Below are 17,278 nucleotides of genomic sequence, written 5' to 3'. Positions count from 1 at the left end.
CTATGAATAGAGATAGTAACGCATATACATTTTTGTTTGCCGCTGCAATGGTTGTGGTGGTGGCTGCGTCATTAGCATTTGCTGCTACATCTTTAAAAGATCTTCAGCAAGAAAATGTGCGAAAAGAAAAAATGCAAAATATCCTGTCGACTATAGGAGTTGAAACTGATAGAGATGGGGCTGAAGAGTTATTTGGACAATATATTCAAGAGCAACTAGCTTTAAAACCCGGTGGTGGTGTTGATACGGAAGTTGATGCATTTAAAATCGAATTATCAAAAGAAGTGAAGAAGCCAATTGAAGAACAGCGCTTCCCGTTATATGTAGCTGATGTTGAAGGCAAGAAGTACTATATAATCCCATTATACGGTTCTGGACTATGGAATGCGATTTGGGGCTATGTTTCTTTAGAGCAGGACATCAATACGATAAAGGGAACCATTTTTGATCACACCGGTGAAACTTCTGGTCTGGGTGCAGAAATTACCCAAGGATGGTTTCAAGAACGCTTTGAGGATGAGAAAATCTTTAATGATTCTGGTGAGTTGGTTGGTGTTACCGTTCTAAAAGGAAACAACGATCCTAAGAACGAAGATAAAACGGACAATGAAGTAGATGCTATTTCTGGCGCAACAATTACTGGTGATGGTGTGACAGATATGTTTAAAGAAAGACTGCAACACTACTTACCTTATATAAAATCTCAAAAAGCTACGTTCGCTTTAAAACAATAATCCATGGCAGACAACAAAAAAACCAAGGAAACACAAGAAAAGCCGGTGGTGCTTTTTGTAGCGGAAGAAAAAGAGCCGTTATTTTCGAAAAAGAACAGAAAATTACTAAGCGATCCGCTTAATGACGACAACCCGATTACGGTTCAAGTATTAGGTATTTGTTCGGCATTGGCAATAACTGTGCAGCTAAAACCTGCTTTGGTAATGAGTATTTCGGTAATGGCGGTAATGGCAGCAAGTAATGTCATTATTTCGTTATTAAGAAACTTAATTCCAAACCGAATTCGAATTATCGTTCAGTTGGTGGTAGTAGCCTCCATGGTAATTTTGGTAGATCAGGTATTACGTGCATATGCGTATGATGTAAGTAAAGAGTTATCCATTTTCGTTGGGCTTATTATTACAAACTGTATTGTAATGGGGCGTTTAGAGGCATTTGCCCTTGGTAATGGACCTTGGAAATCGTTCTTAGATGGTATTGGTAATGCTGCCGGATATGGGTTTATTTTGATCTTGGTAGCTTTCTTTAGAGAGCTGTTAGGTTCAGGAACATTATTTGGTTTTCAAGTAATTCCTGATGCTGCTTACGAAGCTGGATATACTAACAACGGGTTAATGTTATTATCACCAATGGCACTAATCGTAGTTGGGCTTATTATTTGGATTCAGCGATCTAGAAACAGAAAATTAATCGAAAAGAATTAGATACCCTCTAAATAAGATATTATGGATTACGTAAATTTATTTGTAAAAAGTATTTTCATCGAAAATATGGTGTTCGCATACTTCTTTGGTATGTGTTCTTACTTAGCGGTATCAAAAACGGTGAAAACTGCCGTTGGTTTAGGTGCGGCAGTAATATTTGTATTAGCGATCACTGTTCCGATTAACTTCCTTTTAGATGAATATGTACTGCAACCTGGAGCTTTAAAATGGTTAGGCGCTGAATACGCTGAAATTGATTTAAGCTTTTTAAGTTTCATTATGTTCATCGCGGTAATTGCGTCTATGGTGCAGTTAGTCGAAATGATCGTTGAAAAATTTGCTCCAGCTTTATATGGTGCACTTGGTATTTTCTTACCGCTTATTGCTGTAAACTGTGCGATTTTAGGTGGATCATTATTCATGCAACAAAAAGATTTCGGGGGCGTAAGCGAATCATTAGTGTATGGTTTAGGCTCGGGAATTGGTTGGTTTTTAGCCATTGTGGCCATTGCAGCGATACGAGAAAAAATTGCTTATTCAAACGTACCTGCTCCTTTAAAGGGACTAGGAATTACCTTCATCATAACAGGGCTTATGGCACTAGGTTTTATGAGTTTTATGGGTATTAAATTATAAGAAAAGATAGATATGGATATGTCAGTTATAATTGCCAGTTTAGTAGTATTCTTTATTCTAACTTTTGCCCTTGTAGGCATACTTTTAGGAGCGAAAGCGAAGTTATTACCTTCTGGTCCTGTTAAATTAAAGATCAATGGTCAAGAAGATGTTGAGGTATCTTCAGGAGGAACACTATTGGGTACTTTAGGAAACAACAAAATATTTTTACCATCAGCTTGTGGAGGTGGAGGTACTTGCATACAGTGTAAGTGTATCGTTACTGATGGTGGTGGTGAAATATTACCGACAGAGGAGCCGCACTTTACTAGAAAAGAAATAGCCGAAGGATGGCGTCTTGGTTGCCAAGTAAAGGTAAAACAGGATATGGTTATCGAAGTGCCAGAGGAGGTATTCGGTATTAAAAAATGGGATGCTACGGTCGTACGTAATTGGAATGTAGCTTCATTTATCAAGGAATTCGTAGTTGAAATTCCTGAAGAAATGGATTATGAAGCAGGTGGATATATTCAAATCGAGATTCCTCCTTGCGAAATCAATTATAAAGATTTTGATATTTCGGCTCACCCAGAGGAGCACGAAACTGCAGACAAGTTTCAACTAGAATGGGATAAGTTCAACTTATGGCCATTAACCATGAAAAATACCGAAACCGTGGAGCGTGCATATTCAATGGCTTCTTATCCAGCTGAAGGAAGAGAGATTATGCTAAATGTGCGTATTGCAACTCCGCCATGGGATCGTAATAAAAACGGTTGGATGGATGTAAACCCTGGAGTAGCATCATCATATATTTTTAACCAGAAGCCAGGAGATAAAGTCGTTATTTCGGGTCCTTATGGTGAATTCTTTATTAATGAGTCTGAAGCAGAAATGCTTTATGTGGGAGGTGGTGCAGGTATGGCGCCAATGCGTTCGCACTTATATCACTTATTCCGCACCCTAAAAACAGGTCGTAAAGTCACCTATTGGTATGGCGGTCGTTCTAAGCGTGAGTTGTTTTACACTGAACACTTTAGAGCCTTAGAAAGAGATTTTCCTAATTTCAAATTCTATATCGCATTATCGGAGCCTTTGGAAGAAGATAACTGGAAAGTAAAAGATGGACTAGATGGAGAAGGAGATGGTTTTGTAGGCTTTGTACACCAAGTGGTGATCGATAACTATTTATCAAAACACGAAGAACCAGAAGAAATAGAAGTTTATTTCTGTGGGCCACCGTTAATGAATAAAGCGGTAGAGAAAATGGCAGAAGACTTCGGTGTGCCTCCGGAAAATGTTCGTTTCGACGATTTTGGTGGGTAGACGCTTGAAGATTAAATAATAACTAACCTGCAAGGTTTTCAAAGCCTTGTAGGTTTTTTCGGTTTAAATAACAAACTAAATGAAGCCACTTACAGAACAAGACTTACATAACTTAGCGATGAATATCGTTGGTAAAGATCTTGAGAGTAAAGGTTTCGAGTTTATGGCGGTAAACAGTAAGCTCAAAAAAAATCCACAGTTTGTTTGCTTAAAGAATAAAAAGCTGCATTTTATAATCGTAAAAGCTATTGCGTATCCTGACAATCCATCGGACTATGATGTGGTTTTTATGGAGACTATAAAAGAGCATGCTCTAAAATTCAAAGCGCGAACCTATTACGCTGGTGTTGGACTGGCTAATACAAAAGATCTAACGACACCTTTAACTAAAAACGATGATTACACTATCAATTACAATGGACTTATTGAAATTGTTTAAACGACACAAACTCATGTTAGGGCTTCTTGCTCTGGCAGTGATTTTAGGAGGATGCAGCAAAAGTGGCACTATGAAAGTGTATAAGGGCTCCGTTTTTGGTACCACATACACTGTTAAGTTTTTTAGCGATGCTGAATTTGATGCCAGAAAGAGAATCGATTCAGTATTCGATTTAGTCAATAGTTCTATGTCTACTTATATTCCAGATTCTAAAATATCTCGGATTAATAAAGGTGATACTACGGTAGTTTTAGATGCACCTTTTAAAGAAGTATTAAATAGGTCATATCGTCTAGCTGGCAAGACCTATGGGTATTTTGATCCTACTGTAGGCGCATTAGCTGATGCTTGGGGTTTTGGTCCCAGCGGTAGTTTTATAGCCATGGATTCCGCAAAGGTCGATAGTATTATGGAGTTTACGGGGTTCTCGAAATTAAGACTTACTCCCAGAGGAGATCGTATTATCAAATCCGACCCAAGAGTAACACTCGATTTTAATGCAGTGGCAAAAGGCTATGCGGTCGATTTAATTGCGAGGGTTTTAATTTTTGAAAAAGTAGATAATTTTTTAGTTGAAATAGGGGGAGAGGTTGTCGGTCTTGGGGAAAATATCGACAAACAAAAACCTTGGATTGTGGGTGTCGAAAACCCGAATAGAGAAGAAGGTCCCACGTATATTACCACTTTAAAATTAGATAAAAAAGCATTAGCTAGCTCTGGCAACTATCGAAAGTATAGGGTTGATGAGCAAACAGGCGAAAAATACGTTCATACGATTGATCCCAAAACAGGTTTTACCAAAAAAGGTAATATTTTAGGAGTTAGCGTATTGTCTAATTCATGTTTAAAAAGTGATGCAATTGCAACAGGTTTAATGGCAATGAATCAGATATTGGTTAAGGATTTTGCCCTAAAAAATGCGGATGTCGAGATATTGATGGTATATCTTGATGAGAACAAAGAGGAAAAGGTTTGGATGACTGCGGGATTTAGTGAGTTGGTGGTTGAATAAGAAGAGATAAGACGAGATATGCTCTAAATTTCAGTTCGAGTGATCCCGATAGCAATCGGGATTGTATCGAGAACATTTGTGAGGCAAATGGAGGTCGTCTATTAATTATGAAATGGTCGAAAGCATCTCGATACATTTTTTGTTTTCCCTATCGTTCACACAAAAAAACACTCGATGTGACACATTATTCTGAGGCAATATAGCTAACAGTTTTACTAGGTAAGGAACATCTTCGAAGCGAAAAATCATTTCCAGCAAACAGGAATAATTTCCCCTTTGGCTAAACGATATTTGTCCACTAATTCAGAAGATAAATCGGAAGTATAATCAACTTCATCAACCTTAAACCCGATTGATCGAAGTTTTTCAAAATAATCGCGACCATATACTCGAACATGATCATACTGCCCAAAAATCTCCGTACGCTTTTTAGGATCTGTAATTGAATTATCCTCAAAGGTCTGCTCGCGATTTAAATCTTGGGGTATTTGAAAAATGCCCATTCCGCCTGGCTTTAATACACGAAATAGCTCTTGCATAGCCTTGGTGTCATCTGGGATGTGTTCTAAGACATGATTACATAAAATGACATCATATGTGTCATCTTCAAAAGGAAGATTGCAAATATCAGCTTTTACATCCGCCAAGGGTGAGTTGAGATCGGTTGTGGTATAGTCTAAGTTTTTCTGTTTTCTAAATCCTTTATAAAAAGCTTGCTCAGGTGCGAAATGCAATACTTTTTGCGGTTTGGTAAAAAAATCGGTTTCATTTTTTAAGTACAGCCATAGTAGCCGGTGTCGTTCTAAAGAAAGTGTGCTGGGAGATAATACATTTGGCCGTTGTTTGCCATAACCATATGGCAGGAATTTTCTAAAACTTTTTCCATCAATAGGGTCGGTGTACTTTTTTCCTTTTAAGAATAACACTAACAATGGGCGAATCAAAAAGCTCAACCTAATTAGTATTGGCCTGGGTATGGTGTTTAGGATGAATTTGAAAAGTTTTTTCATTTGGTTTTGTAAATAGGGAATGGCAAAGTTCTTACACAAAGGGTCACAAAGTTATCACGAAGGTACACTAAGTACTACATTACAAATCTTCGCATATTGTTTTTTAATAAGGTAGAATGAAAGTTAAAAAGTAAACCAAGTTTGTATCCACCTAGCTTTAAATATGTCAAAACTTGTGCAGTATGAACATCATTAAGTGCTTCAACTGTCTTTAGTTCGATAACTACTTTATTTTCTACGAGCAAATCTAGTCGATAACCATGGTCTAGTTTTACTTCTTTATAAATTATCGGTAATGCCTTTTCTTTTTCAACTTCTAGATTGTTTTTCTTTAATTCGTAGAAGAGACATTCTTGATAAGCTGATTCCAATAAACCTGGGCCTAAATTCTTGTGCACTTCAATTGCGCAACCAATTACAATATTTGAAATCTTATCTTCTGTCAAGCAAATATCTCTTTGAGGTTCTTTGTGTCTTCTTCGTGTCTCTTTGTGTAATAACCCCTAATCAAAAACAATCTCCTTAGCTCTAAATTCGTTTTCCTCATCACTTTCGATACCTAATGCTTCGTATACGTAATGAAAGGTCGATAAAACTTCTGGTTTACCGTTTACTAAGGCGACATCATGTTCAAAGTGTGCGCTTGGTTTTCCGTCTCTTGTAACGATGGTCCAACCATCTTTTAACTGTTTAATCTTTGCTGTTCCCATATTAATCATGGGTTCTATTGCGACCACCATACCTTCGATAAATTTCTTTCCGCGACCACGGCGACCATAATTTGGCATTTCCGGATCTTCGTGCATTTTACGACCAAGGCCATGACCTACAAGCTCGCGCACAACCCCATACCCATGATCTTCGCAATATTTTTGAATAGCATAGCCTACATCGCCAACACGATTTCCCTTTTTAAATTCTCGAATACCAATATAAAGTGACTCTTTCGTTACTTGTAGCAATTTTTTAGTTTCTTCAGCTACATTACCAACTTCAAATGTATAAGCATGGTCCCCATAAAATTCATTTTTTAAAGCGCCACAATCTATAGCAACGACATCACCATCTTGCAATGGTTTGTCTGTTGGTAAACCATGAACCACTGCCTCATTAACACTAGTAAGTAGGGTTGAAGGGCAGTCGTACAATCCTAGAAAACCAGGTTCAGCACCATGATCTCGAATAAACTGTTCAGCCAAGGCGTCTAATTGATTAGTGGTCACGCCTTCCTTTACTTCTTTTGCAAGCATTCCTAGGGTTTTAGAAACAATAAGGGCGCTTTCGCGCATTAATTCGATCTCCTCTGCAGATTTTGTAATAATCATGGTGTCTTTTTATAGCCTGCAAAGTTAGCAAAACAAAGTCATATCATATAGGGTAAACCTAATTTGAGTAGGAGACTAATAAATAGGATTTCTTTAAGCTATTTAGGGCATATAGGAACCCAAACATCCTCTTCGGAATTAGGATTATCCTGACCTAAATACTTAGCACCTAAAACTTCAAATTGATTGCGATGATCTAATTGATACGGCGAATTTGGCATCCATTCTAAATGAATATAGTCAAAGGTCTTTCTAAACGCTGCCAGATCCCCTTTGTGTCTAAATATTGCATATTGACCACCTTTTAGAGTTATTGCCTCAAGTTGATCAGGAATGTGGTTATGATCGACAACTTCTATACCTGCGATATAAGTGAACTGCGTGTCAAAAGTAAATTCCCCATGAGCATAGTCATTATCATACACTTGAATTGAGTACATATCATTACCAATATTATTTATTTCTTTACGTCTTGGCATAAGGCGCTGCCAAGCCATTGGCATCTTACTTTCGGCCAGTGATGTTCTGATTGATATTCCAACTAATAGCTTGTCGGATATTATGGTAATAATGGGTTCGTTTAACATAAAAAACTATTCCGCATAGGCATGTTTGTATTCACCATCACTTAAGATTAGCAGCATATCTTTTTCTAGACTTTATATGGGATATTCCACAATGCGGTTTACTTCTTTATCAGCACTTGTTGATTTACAACTAGCAACCAGAATGAAAATAGCGAAGGCAAGTAGGTTTTTCATTAATAAATGAATATAAAATTTGAATGAGTCAATTATAAAAGCGACTTCTGTGTCATTTCTGCGGGTTTCTCAATACCTATTAGATCTAGAATCGTAGGTGCCATATCACCCAAAATCCCATCATTAATATGTTTCAAATCCTTATCGATTAAAATGATAGGAACTGGATTCGTAGTATGCGCCGTATGTGGGCTTCCGTCAGGATTCACCATTGTTTCACAATTACCATGATCGGCTATAAGTAGCGTAGTATAGCCATGTTCTAGCCCTGTTGTAACAACATCTTTTACGCACTCATCTACTGCCTCACAAGCTTTAATGGCAGCTTCCATAACTCCTGTATGACCCACCATATCCCCATTGGCAAAATTTAAGCAAACAAAAGAAGCTTCTTCTTTTTTAAGCTCTTCGACTAAAGCATCTCGTAATTCATATGCACTCATTTCTGGCTTTAAGTCGTAGGTAGCAACTTTAGGGGAATTTTTTAAAATGCGCTGTTCCCCTTCAAACGGTTCTTCTTGGCCACCACTAAAAAAGAAAGTCACATGCGGGTATTTTTCAGTTTCAGCAATACGGATTTGTTTTTTACCGCTTTTAGCTAAAACCTCACCTAAGGTCATCGTAATATTGTCTTTGTTGTATACCACTTTAATGTCTTCGAAGTTCTCGTCATAATTCGTAAGTGTAACGTAATAAAGGGGTAACTTTTTCATTCCGTGTTCAGCGAAATCACGTTGTGATAAGGCATCGGTTAATTGTCTTCCTCTATCAGTTCTAAAATTGAAGAAAATGACGACATCATCAGCTTCGATATTCCCGACTGGGTTTTTATTATCATCTACCATTACGATAGGCTTAATAAACTCATCCGTAACATCATTATCGTAATTCGCCTGTATCGATTGCAATGCATTTGTCGAATGTTCGCCTTCGCCCTTTACTATACTATTGTAAGCTAATGCAACGCGTTCCCATCGCTTATCACGATCCATAGCGTAGTATCTGCCAGTAACAGTCGCTAGCTTTGTTCCCGTTTTATCTAGTGTCTCTTGAAGATCTTGTATAAAACCTTTTCCTGATTTAGGGTCGACGTCACGTCCATCAGTAAATGTGTGAACGAACATATTTGTTACATCATTGTCATGGCCAGCGTTTAGTAATCCTTTTAAATGCGTTATATGCGAGTGCACACCACCATCTGAAACCAATCCTAGAAAATGCACATTTTTATCATTGTCCTTGGCATACTGAAATGCATCAACCAAAACTTGCTCTTTTGCAAGTGTGTTATTCTCAACGGCTAAATTAATTTTTGCTAGATCTTGATATACAATGCGCCCAGCACCCAAATTCATATGTCCCACTTCACTATTACCCATTTGCCCTTCAGGTAAACCGACATGCATACCATCTGTTCTCAATGTGGCATGAGCATATTGATCATACAAACCGTCGATAAAAGGCGTTTTAGCATTATCGATTGCGGATACTTTCGGGTCAGGTGATAATCCCCAACCATCGAGGATCATAAGGATAACTTTTTTGTTCATGTAGTGATTTTAATAGACCGCAAAGATACTAAGATTGGATTGTTATAAATATTGTCATATCCCTAAAAATAGCTGACTGAAATTGGGAATATGGTATTGGAATAATCTTGTTTTTATTTATTGAAGAAATCAAGTGAGTGTTAACATATTTGTTTCCAAACCGTTAAAATTAGGTTATTTGTAATTTTTTTATGATCTCGGTCTTTTTTTGATATGTAACTTCATTGTATTCATTAATCAAAATCAATCATCATGAAAAAACTTCCAGTATTCGTACTGTTGTGCTTATTTTTGAGCGTAACATGCTTCGCAAACGTCAACGACCTAAATGTTGAAACTTCTTCAAAAAATGTATCAGTTAAGGTAAGTTCCTTTTGCCATGCCATTGTAAAAGGTGATATGGAAACGGTCAAAAAAATGATCTCTCTAGGTGAAGATGTTAATCAAAAGTCAAACGGATTAACGCCCTTAATGTATGCAGCACGCTACAATAAAACAAACATCGCGGAATTATTGATCGAAAAAGGAGCAAAGCTAAAAACTACTTGCCCTAAGGGTTATACCGCACATAAGTATGCACTACTATCAAATGCAGACGATGCAGCAAAAGTCATTGAAAAGGCACTTAAGAACCAAAAGAAGAAAAAGCGCAGAAAAGCTTAAGTACTTCAGAATTATTTGAATTAGTCAGTTGAAGTATTTGCCCTAGATTTTATGTCTGGGGCTTTTTCTTTTAATATATATCAAAAGCCGTGAACTGAATACTGAATACTGAAAATTAACTCCCTCGATACTCCCGAATAGCCTCCTTAATCTTTTCAATGCGATTTTCAGGATCTGGGTGCGAGCTTTGAAATTCGGGTACCCGATTCGGACCTGCGGCGGCTTTTAATATTTTCATCACACCAATCATTTCTTCTGGTTCGTATCCTGCTCGCATCATAAAACGAACCCCTAATTTGTCGCTTTCTAGTTCATCACCACGACCGTTTTTTAAAAGTGTAGTTTGACCAATACCACCAATAAGGCCGCCCATATCCGCACCAACGGAGGCCCCAGTAGAAACCGTTCTCCAAAAATCAGATTCAGCAATACGTTCTGCACTATGTCGGCCTAGAACATGACCAATTTCATGGCCTAATACTCCAGCTAACTGGTCTTCGGTTTGTAATTTTGAAAATAAAGCTCGAGTAATAAAAATTTGCCCTCCAGGTAATGCAAATGCATTTATGGTTTGTCTATCTGCTAATAAATGAAACTCATACTTATAGGGGGTTTCTCTTGCCATACTGTTGTCCACCAATTTCTTTCCAACATAGTCAACCAAGGCTTGTGCCTTAGAATCCGGATCTAAACCTCCATGTTGCTGTGCCATTTGGGGAGCACTTTGCAGACCAATAGCAATTTCTTCATCTGAGGACATATTGATAGTTTGGACTCTTTTAGTATAAGGGTTTTCTTCTTGACTGCTGCACTTTTTAAAATAGGCAAAAGCAACAATTGCAAGTCCAATTAACAATCGGATTTTTAACTTACTTCCTCTCATGAGTTTTAAGTGTTAAGTAATACATAATCAGTACTGGGTATTTGATTTTTAAATGCTATCTAAAGATACAAAATGCCTATTTAAGTAATTCCGGATTTATATCAAGGATATTTTCATTTATATATTGATTAATAAAGTCGGCTGTAAAGTGTTCGCTTCCTATCAATTTTTCTTGTTGCAACATGCTTTTAACATCCAATTTCCGGTATTGTTTTAGCATTGGTCTCGAAATAGCTGCATAGCTCAAATGCCATGGCTCATATTTAAATCCTTTTCTATTGGCGTTGGAGGTATATACAGTATGGAACCCAAACTCTAGCGAATGCTTATCAAGCCATTCCCTTAGCTTACAAAAAGGACCATTCCCATGAAATTTTGATGCAACTAACACATCACCTTCAACCTTTTTGCTTCCATCAATAATGTCGATATCGGTACCCCAATGGTGTCTAGAAGTTCCTGGTATGGTTGAGTATTCCACTATTTTTCGGATGGCTCTGATAGGCGATAAACCTTCCTTAGTAAATCGGTTGTATTTACGAGTCCATATCCGGTTTTGATGATCGTAATTGCGATAGCTGCTTACCGCTTTGATCTCGATTCCATCTTTTAAAGCAGCTTTACACATTTTCATATAAGCTTCATACGCTTCTTTTCTTAGTAGGAATCCATCACCAAATAATGTTGGGTTTCCCTTTCCGATTAGCTCTTCCCTTGAATATTTATCTAATTCTAATGAATATACAGGAAGGCTAAATAATCCTATTACTGCAAAAGAGGTTGACTTTATAAAAAAACGTCGTTGCATATATTAAGTTGATGGTTCTTGCTAATGATAAAGATAGTAAGGAATTAACTTTTTATTAAAATTAAACAGTATCTAATTTTTTATCTTAGAAAATGAATCTATTAAACCATTAAATTATGACAACCAAAGAAGTAGCAAATCGCTTAGTCAACCTATGCAGAGAAGGAAAATATGAAGAGGCATACAATGAATTATATGCCGAAAATGCCATAAGTCAAGAAATGGAAGGTATGCCAAATGCCTTGACTAAAGGGAAAAAAGAAATTATCGAAGGATTTCATCAGTGGCAAAACAACATTCAAGAAATGCATAGTGGTGAAATAGGGGAGCCCATGGTGGCAGGAAATCATTTTGCTCTACCCATGTCGTATGACATTACTTTTAAAGAAGGCGGTCGCCAGGCGATGGAAGAGATTTGTATGTATGAAGTACAAAATGGCCAAATAACAAAAGCTTCTTACCATTACGAGGTTCCAAATATGGGATAGCCAGAAAAAGAAGAAAAAACTAAAAAGCGCATGCCGACGAAAATCGGATTATGTGCTTTTTTATTACGGTAAAACCGTAAATTAATGTTAAAAAATCATAAAAAAATTGCATTTAATCGATTATATATGTTTTTAATATTTTCTTTTAAAACAAAGAGTATATATTCGGCACAGGCTTAATAATAACTTTATTAACAGATTGATCCCTAACTAAATCTGCAAGTTAATTTTTTAAAAATTTAATTTATGGCAAAAAGATTACTCTTATTATTTACTTGCTCATTTGTTTTTGGATACGGAAATACACGTGACTTTAAGATGTCTAACGTAATTGATGTTGATGAAATAGAATCAAGTTTTTCTGATATCGATGGAGATGGGATACTCGATGCAGATGATAATTGTCCTCAAAGCGCAAACCCTAATCAGCTAGATACCGATCAAGATGGTATTGGTGATGTTTGCGATGATGATGATGACAATGATGGTATCTTAGATATTTATGATCAATGTGCTGATTCTGTAGGTTTTACCGTAGATGTAAATGGCTGTCCCGTTTTTACACTTCCTTCTAACAATTTCGAGATCGGATTTGTTAAACAAGATTGTACTATAAATGGCAATGACACTTTCATAAGCATAAGTGCGGTAGAAGAGCATGATTACCAAATCACGCTTATTGATTCTGACGAAAATGCTATTCAATATAATTTTCGAAAGGATATTGAGATAATGGAGCTTGCTCGAGATACCTATGTCCTTAATATTACCGTTAGACGGCAGCCAAATTTCTTCAGGAATTACACAATTAATTTGGAGTAGAATTTTAAGGTTTTTTTAAAATTTTTACATCCTACCCTAAATACTTATTATAATGAAATACGCCTATATTTTTGGCTTAATGAGCCTTGTCTTTTTAAGTGTTGCTTGCAATAAACCTTCTAATGGGGAAGTCTTTGCAAATGAGTTTTTTGCCGCCAAACTGGAATATCCAGTGGATATTATACCATGCGGAGATCTTACTTTTGAAGAAGAACATACTACTTTAAGGTTTACGTGGGAAGAGCTGAACGATCAGGTTGATTATTACAATGTGTTTTTAACTAATAACAGTACATTTGAAACTGCTATTTTCTTAACAATGACCAATAGTTTGGAAATAGAAGTGTCGGCTAACTCCAGTTATTCTTGGTACGTAAGTACTTTTTTTGATAACAATCCATTACATAAGATCAGTCCGGTTTCGAATTTCATGATCGAATCTTCAAGTTATAGTGTGCATCCTCCTAATGCTGCTATGCCAAATACACCAAGACGCGGTGAGCATATTGCTTCAAATATGGTTAATTTAAGTTGGATATGTACTGATCGTGATGAAGATATCGTGAACTATGAGGTAATTTTAGATACAAAGTTTCCTCCTACGGAGACTATTGGTTTGACTCAAGATAATGAATTGACTTATACCGTAGACCCAGATACTATTTACTATTGGATGATAAATACTGAGGATTCACAAGGTAATATAACAAGTTCGGAAGTATTTCAATTTCGCACTAATGAAGTTAGCCTCAATTAGGGTTTAGATATGTTGCGGATTGGTTTGTTAACTATCTATTAATATAGATATAACCAGTAGCTCGCTCACCATTATCTTTAAATTCTAGAATGTAGAAGTACGTACCTACAGGAAGACCTTTGTCGCGAGAAATGGTTACTCTACCATCTGATGTGCCGTCCCAGTTGTTGTTATAGCCATCTGCCTCATAAACTTTAACGCCCCAGCGATTAAAAATTTCAAGATGGTTTTCCGTTCTTCTTCTAGTAGCTTCAATTACTAAAACGTCATTAACACCATCGCCATCCGGGCTAATGCCGTAGTTTAGGCTTTGTGTTTCCGTATTTGCGGAGCCTATGGTTAATACTGCATATTCATCAGGAATAAAAGGAGCCGATGTAACACTACCAGAGGTAATGTCACCAGCAGTTAGGGTATTTCCAAGATCTTGCCATTCTGCATCATTAATGTTCCAACCTACTACTACAAAATCTTCGATTTCATCAGCTAGGAAATTAACATTACTATTAGCGTCCCAGGTTAGGGTTACTGAAGTTTCGGAGGGGCCGTCTAAATCCCAAAATTCAGTTGGGTTAACCGTGCTTATGCGTTCTTGTCTAGTATTAGTGTTGAAATTAGTTGAAAATGTAGACGGGCTATTTGGGTCTTCAAAGAAGTATGCGCCGCTATAAAATTGCTTCAAGCTACTTGCAGAGACGCTCATAGGTCTAAAACGGTTATCATCTCCGATAGGAAATGTAAATGCATCGTTTCCTGAGATAGATGCATAACCATCGGTATGACGGGCATCTGCAACCCCAGAATAGAATGAGTCATTAATAAAGTCTAAAGAGATATTTGGTGTGTTTCTATCAGTAACCACCAGGCCCGTAATAAAGTTTGTACCATTGGTTACACCAACACCAGTGCGTATAAAAAGGTTATTTGCTACATCAACTTCAAGATCATTAAATACGACGGTATTACCAGAAACTATAAGCGGGTTCGTTTGACTATAAAACCCTGCTAAACCAAGATTTTGATTAAATACACCTTGATTAATTAGATCGATATGAAACCCAATTTGGCCTTCATCGTGTATTTGCAAATTGCCATTATTTTGAAAGGCGACCTGAGCCTGAAGGACTATCGCATTGCAAAAGAACAATAGTGTTGTGATGATATTTGGGGTATGCATCCTCATGGGTATAAATATATCGTTTTTATTTCCATTCTATTTCTTATTTCCTCCAAGCAACTTCAATAAGCACTTGGGGGTTAGAAACACCTCCTGCAACAGTTGGGAGGAAACATTGAATAAAATCCCCTTCAGAAACATCGATATTTATGGTGTTGTCATGATCTCCTTCCGCTGCTGTTACTGTGAATGTTAGTATTGGCGCTGTATTATCATTGCTTCGTATTTGAATATCAAAGGTGTCAATATTATTGCTTTGGACGGTAATAGCCGTAATTGTGGCATCTCGAATCATTCTCCATCCATTATTGTTAGACTGCGAACCATTAAATTGTCTCAAATATTCATTTGATGCGGATCCAGAGTTTCTGCCCCATCCGACCATGTTTCTATCCATACTTAGCCATTTAGTGCGTGTGGTGTCATACGTATATAACAGCCCATCTGTATCTATGAACATTTGTCCGCCTAGAGTTCCTGTCGGGGTTGTAGCACTAGGTTGAATCCGTAAGGGAACATCTGTACTTTCGATATCCAATTGAGCATCGGGGGTACTAGTATTAATGCCGACTTGACCACCTTGCTCCATAAAAATCCTGAAATCCGCCACACCAGATTCAGCAAAGTTTAAACCATTACCTAAAAGGTTCCAATGCCATTCTGTTGTTCCAGTATTATCCTGAAATGCCATTACATCATCACCATTTGCTCTGATGATAAAAGGGTGATTGTTAAATTGGGTTGCCTGATTTACTCGAACCGTTTGATTGCCTTGGGAAAGACGTAATCTTTCCGCTCCATTTGCCGAAAGAACAAAGTCTTCTGGATCGGTTGTACCTATAAAATCAGTGGTATCATCCGTACCTGCATTACCATCAGTTTTCCAGGCGCCATCATTAGTGGTCATTTCTAACCATGTGGTACCATTGTATTCAAATACCGAATTCTCGGTGGTATTAAAAACCAAAGAACCGATGCCGGGTGACGCAATTCCATTCATTTCTGTTGTTGTTACTTGAACCAATGTTAATATGAGGTTCGGATCTAGTTGTGCTTTTGCCTGCATGATCATGCAGACAGCTACACAACAAATGATTTTTCGTGTTAGGGAATAAAAAATCTTCATTGTTTTTAGTAATGGTTAATATGTTTAAATTTTAATGCTCGCTATAGAATGTTTTCTTTTAATTTATTTATCAATTTATTTTATTGTTGTTTAATTACTTTCTCCAGGCAATCTCAATAAGCACTTGTGGGAAATTAATGTCGGTTCCATTTAGAAAGCATTGTAAAAAATCTCCTTCATTAAAATCTATATTAATTGTATTATCGTGTCGACCTTCTTCATTTGTCAGGGTTAAACTTGAAACAATTGTTGTTGTATCATTTTTTCTAATTTCAATTGTACAGCTCTCCGCAGCATCTGTTTGTACAGTAATGGCCGTAATAGTGCCATCACGAATCATTCGCCAACCATTGTTATTTGATAGTGCACCATTGTATTGTCTTAGATATTCATCGGTCGTATTGGCATCATTTCTCCCCCAGCCAAACATTGTTCTGTCAATACTTAACCACTTAGTTCGTACAGCATCATAAGCATACAATAATCCATCATTGGCAACAAACATTTGACCACTGAGTGAACCGGCAGGAGTTGCAGCATTAGGTTGTATTCTAAGTGGAACTTCTGTACTTAAAATGTCTAGTTGGGCATTGGGGTTTATGGTATTGATACCTACTCTTTGATTGACTTGTGAAACCCGGAATGCTTCCAAATTATTGGCCTTAAAAATTAAATCCTGACCATCTGCGGTTCCGATAAAATCGGTAGTAGGATTTGTGCCTGAATTTCCAGAGGTACTCCAAGTAGAATTATCCACAGGAATCTGTTCCCAGGACCCTGAGTATTGAAAAATTGCGTTTTCAGTACTATTAAAAATCATAGCGCCTAAGGGCGGAGTAATACTATTCATTTGTGTTGTTGTCAAACTAACTAGTGTAAAAATGAGGTTTGGATCTTGTGCATTAATTTTCATAAATACTGCCACCATGATTACGCAGAGTAGTTTTTTTAGTTGATTAAAATAATTGCTCATAATTGATTAAATTTTAATTATCTGTTAAGCAACAAGTCAATTTCTTAATAAAAAGGTTTGATCAACCATATTAAAAAAAAAACCTACCACTATCAATTAATAGA

20 protein-coding genes are annotated in these 17,278 nt (G+C 37.0%); 10 read left to right on the top strand and 10 right to left on the bottom strand.

Annotated elements, in window-relative coordinates:
- The first annotated feature begins 2 nt into the window (after positions 1 to 2).
- The 6 genes from GWK10_RS15530 to GWK10_RS15505 all read left to right on the top strand — a co-directional run bounded on the left by GWK10_RS15530 (position 3) and on the right by GWK10_RS15505 (position 4,831).
- A complete protein-coding gene (locus GWK10_RS15530) occupies positions 3 to 734 on the top strand; it encodes a Na(+)-translocating NADH-quinone reductase subunit C (RefSeq protein WP_164033309.1) in 732 nt (243 codons plus the stop codon).
- Positions 735 to 737: 3 nt separating this feature from the next.
- On the top strand, positions 738 to 1,439 hold the full coding sequence (locus GWK10_RS15525) for an NADH:ubiquinone reductase (Na(+)-transporting) subunit D (RefSeq protein WP_164033308.1): 702 nt from the start codon (positions 738 to 740) through the stop codon (positions 1,437 to 1,439).
- Positions 1,440 to 1,460: 21 nt separating this feature from the next.
- Positions 1,461 to 2,075 carry an NADH:ubiquinone reductase (Na(+)-transporting) subunit E gene (gene nqrE / locus GWK10_RS15520; RefSeq protein WP_164033307.1) on the top strand — a complete coding sequence of 205 codons (615 nt, stop codon included), beginning with the start codon at positions 1,461 to 1,463 and terminating at the stop codon, positions 2,073 to 2,075.
- A gap of 18 nt (positions 2,076 to 2,093) precedes the next feature.
- Entirely contained in the window at positions 2,094 to 3,380 is a 1,287-nt protein-coding gene (gene nqrF / locus GWK10_RS15515; protein WP_164033364.1) for an NADH:ubiquinone reductase (Na(+)-transporting) subunit F, read from the top strand.
- 79 nt (positions 3,381 to 3,459) lie between these two features.
- A complete protein-coding gene (locus GWK10_RS15510) occupies positions 3,460 to 3,819 on the top strand; it encodes a Na(+)-translocating NADH-quinone reductase subunit F (protein WP_164033306.1) in 360 nt (119 codons plus the stop codon).
- The gene (locus tag GWK10_RS15505) at positions 3,776 to 4,831 is read left to right on the top strand and encodes an FAD:protein FMN transferase (protein ID WP_164033305.1); all 1,056 of its coding nucleotides are present in this window, start codon (positions 3,776 to 3,778) and stop codon (positions 4,829 to 4,831) included. Before GWK10_RS15510 ends, GWK10_RS15505 begins: the two co-directional genes overlap by 44 nt.
- 245 nt (positions 4,832 to 5,076) lie before the next feature.
- Here the strand turns inward: GWK10_RS15505 and GWK10_RS15500 are convergent, their stop codons facing one another.
- The 5 genes from GWK10_RS15500 to gpmI all read right to left on the bottom strand — a co-directional run bounded on the left by GWK10_RS15500 (position 5,077) and on the right by gpmI (position 9,477).
- Complete coding sequence (locus tag GWK10_RS15500; RefSeq protein WP_164033304.1) at positions 5,077 to 5,841, bottom strand: class I SAM-dependent methyltransferase; 765 nt, start codon at positions 5,839 to 5,841, stop codon at positions 5,077 to 5,079.
- 74 nt (positions 5,842 to 5,915) lie between these two features.
- Entirely contained in the window at positions 5,916 to 6,287 is a 372-nt protein-coding gene (locus GWK10_RS15495) for a GxxExxY protein (protein ID WP_164033303.1), read from the bottom strand.
- A gap of 57 nt (positions 6,288 to 6,344) precedes the next feature.
- Positions 6,345 to 7,166 carry a type I methionyl aminopeptidase gene (map, locus tag GWK10_RS15490; protein ID WP_164033302.1) on the bottom strand — a complete coding sequence of 274 codons (822 nt, stop codon included), beginning with the start codon at positions 7,164 to 7,166 and terminating at the stop codon, positions 6,345 to 6,347.
- Positions 7,167 to 7,264: 98 nt separating this feature from the next.
- Positions 7,265 to 7,753 carry a GyrI-like domain-containing protein gene (locus GWK10_RS15485; RefSeq protein WP_164033301.1) on the bottom strand — a complete coding sequence of 163 codons (489 nt, stop codon included), beginning with the start codon at positions 7,751 to 7,753 and terminating at the stop codon, positions 7,265 to 7,267.
- 206 nt (positions 7,754 to 7,959) lie between these two features.
- Positions 7,960 to 9,477: a 2,3-bisphosphoglycerate-independent phosphoglycerate mutase gene (gene gpmI / locus GWK10_RS15480; RefSeq protein WP_164033300.1), complete on the bottom strand. Its 1,518-nt coding sequence runs from the start codon at positions 9,475 to 9,477 to the stop codon at positions 7,960 to 7,962.
- A gap of 252 nt (positions 9,478 to 9,729) precedes the next feature.
- Between gpmI and GWK10_RS15475 the strand changes: the two genes are divergently transcribed.
- The gene (locus GWK10_RS15475) at positions 9,730 to 10,140 is read left to right on the top strand and encodes an ankyrin repeat domain-containing protein (RefSeq protein WP_164033299.1); all 411 of its coding nucleotides are present in this window, start codon (positions 9,730 to 9,732) and stop codon (positions 10,138 to 10,140) included.
- Positions 10,141 to 10,255: 115 nt separating this feature from the next.
- Here the strand turns inward: GWK10_RS15475 and GWK10_RS15470 are convergent, their stop codons facing one another.
- Positions 10,256 to 11,023 (bottom strand): M48 family metalloprotease, encoded by a 768-nt coding sequence (locus tag GWK10_RS15470; RefSeq protein WP_164033298.1) that lies wholly within the window; start codon positions 11,021 to 11,023, stop codon positions 10,256 to 10,258.
- Between the two features lie 76 nt (positions 11,024 to 11,099).
- Positions 11,100 to 11,831 (bottom strand): M15 family metallopeptidase, encoded by a 732-nt coding sequence (locus GWK10_RS15465; protein WP_164033297.1) that lies wholly within the window; start codon positions 11,829 to 11,831, stop codon positions 11,100 to 11,102.
- A gap of 116 nt (positions 11,832 to 11,947) precedes the next feature.
- Here GWK10_RS15465 and GWK10_RS15460 point away from each other — a divergent pair, with 116 nt between their 5' ends.
- The 3 genes from GWK10_RS15460 to GWK10_RS15450 all read left to right on the top strand — a co-directional run bounded on the left by GWK10_RS15460 (position 11,948) and on the right by GWK10_RS15450 (position 13,898).
- Positions 11,948 to 12,319 (top strand): nuclear transport factor 2 family protein, encoded by a 372-nt coding sequence (locus tag GWK10_RS15460; protein ID WP_164033296.1) that lies wholly within the window; start codon positions 11,948 to 11,950, stop codon positions 12,317 to 12,319.
- A gap of 246 nt (positions 12,320 to 12,565) precedes the next feature.
- On the top strand, positions 12,566 to 13,141 hold the full coding sequence (locus GWK10_RS15455) for a thrombospondin type 3 repeat-containing protein (RefSeq protein WP_164033295.1): 576 nt from the start codon (positions 12,566 to 12,568) through the stop codon (positions 13,139 to 13,141).
- A 52-nt stretch (positions 13,142 to 13,193) separates the two neighbouring features.
- Positions 13,194 to 13,898, top strand: coding sequence for a hypothetical protein (locus GWK10_RS15450; RefSeq protein ID WP_164033294.1), 705 nt, complete (start codon positions 13,194 to 13,196; stop codon positions 13,896 to 13,898).
- A gap of 31 nt (positions 13,899 to 13,929) precedes the next feature.
- Here GWK10_RS15450 and GWK10_RS15445 read toward each other — a convergent pair whose 3' ends face one another.
- The 3 genes from GWK10_RS15445 to GWK10_RS15435 form a co-directional block, all read right to left on the bottom strand.
- Positions 13,930 to 15,075, bottom strand: coding sequence for a gliding motility-associated C-terminal domain-containing protein (locus GWK10_RS15445; protein WP_164033293.1), 1,146 nt, complete (start codon positions 15,073 to 15,075; stop codon positions 13,930 to 13,932).
- Positions 15,076 to 15,118: 43 nt separating this feature from the next.
- Entirely contained in the window at positions 15,119 to 16,201 is a 1,083-nt protein-coding gene (locus tag GWK10_RS15440) for a type 1 periplasmic-binding domain-containing protein (protein WP_164033292.1), read from the bottom strand.
- 94 nt (positions 16,202 to 16,295) lie between these two features.
- Positions 16,296 to 17,174, bottom strand: coding sequence for a hypothetical protein (locus tag GWK10_RS15435; RefSeq protein ID WP_164033291.1), 879 nt, complete (start codon positions 17,172 to 17,174; stop codon positions 16,296 to 16,298).
- Positions 17,175 to 17,278: the final 104 nt, after the last annotated feature.

This window comes from Spongiivirga citrea, assembly GCF_010671565.1.
Taxonomy (GTDB): Bacteria; Bacteroidota; Bacteroidia; order Flavobacteriales; family Flavobacteriaceae; genus Spongiivirga; species Spongiivirga citrea.
This window is presented reverse-complemented; position numbering and strand designations above follow the sequence as displayed.

Bases quoted from the DNA above. Each gene is read 5' to 3' on its own strand.
- GWK10_RS15530 (WP_164033309.1), top strand. From the start codon at position 3: ATGAATAGAGATAGTAACGCATATACATTTTTGTTTGCCGCTGCAATG.
- GWK10_RS15525 (WP_164033308.1), top strand. From the start codon at position 738: ATGGCAGACAACAAAAAAACCAAGGAAACACAAGAAAAGCCGGTGGTG.
- nqrE (WP_164033307.1), top strand. From the start codon at position 1,461: ATGGATTACGTAAATTTATTTGTAAAAAGTATTTTCATCGAAAATATG.
- nqrF (WP_164033364.1), top strand. From the start codon at position 2,094: ATGTCAGTTATAATTGCCAGTTTAGTAGTATTCTTTATTCTAACTTTT.
- GWK10_RS15510 (WP_164033306.1), top strand. From the start codon at position 3,460: ATGAAGCCACTTACAGAACAAGACTTACATAACTTAGCGATGAATATC.
- GWK10_RS15505 (WP_164033305.1), top strand. From the start codon at position 3,776: ATGATTACACTATCAATTACAATGGACTTATTGAAATTGTTTAAACGA.
- GWK10_RS15500 (WP_164033304.1), bottom strand. From the start codon at position 5,841: ATGAAAAAACTTTTCAAATTCATCCTAAACACCATACCCAGGCCAATA.
- map (WP_164033302.1), bottom strand. From the start codon at position 7,166: ATGATTATTACAAAATCTGCAGAGGAGATCGAATTAATGCGCGAAAGC.
- GWK10_RS15485 (WP_164033301.1), bottom strand. From the start codon at position 7,753: ATGTTAAACGAACCCATTATTACCATAATATCCGACAAGCTATTAGTT.
- gpmI (WP_164033300.1), bottom strand. From the start codon at position 9,477: ATGAACAAAAAAGTTATCCTTATGATCCTCGATGGTTGGGGATTATCA.
- GWK10_RS15475 (WP_164033299.1), top strand. From the start codon at position 9,730: ATGAAAAAACTTCCAGTATTCGTACTGTTGTGCTTATTTTTGAGCGTA.
- GWK10_RS15470 (WP_164033298.1), bottom strand. From the start codon at position 11,023: ATGAGAGGAAGTAAGTTAAAAATCCGATTGTTAATTGGACTTGCAATT.
- GWK10_RS15465 (WP_164033297.1), bottom strand. From the start codon at position 11,831: ATGCAACGACGTTTTTTTATAAAGTCAACCTCTTTTGCAGTAATAGGA.
- GWK10_RS15460 (WP_164033296.1), top strand. From the start codon at position 11,948: ATGACAACCAAAGAAGTAGCAAATCGCTTAGTCAACCTATGCAGAGAA.
- GWK10_RS15455 (WP_164033295.1), top strand. From the start codon at position 12,566: ATGGCAAAAAGATTACTCTTATTATTTACTTGCTCATTTGTTTTTGGA.
- GWK10_RS15450 (WP_164033294.1), top strand. From the start codon at position 13,194: ATGAAATACGCCTATATTTTTGGCTTAATGAGCCTTGTCTTTTTAAGT.
- GWK10_RS15445 (WP_164033293.1), bottom strand. From the start codon at position 15,075: ATGCATACCCCAAATATCATCACAACACTATTGTTCTTTTGCAATGCG.
- GWK10_RS15440 (WP_164033292.1), bottom strand. From the start codon at position 16,201: ATGAAGATTTTTTATTCCCTAACACGAAAAATCATTTGTTGTGTAGCT.
- GWK10_RS15435 (WP_164033291.1), bottom strand. From the start codon at position 17,174: ATGAGCAATTATTTTAATCAACTAAAAAAACTACTCTGCGTAATCATG.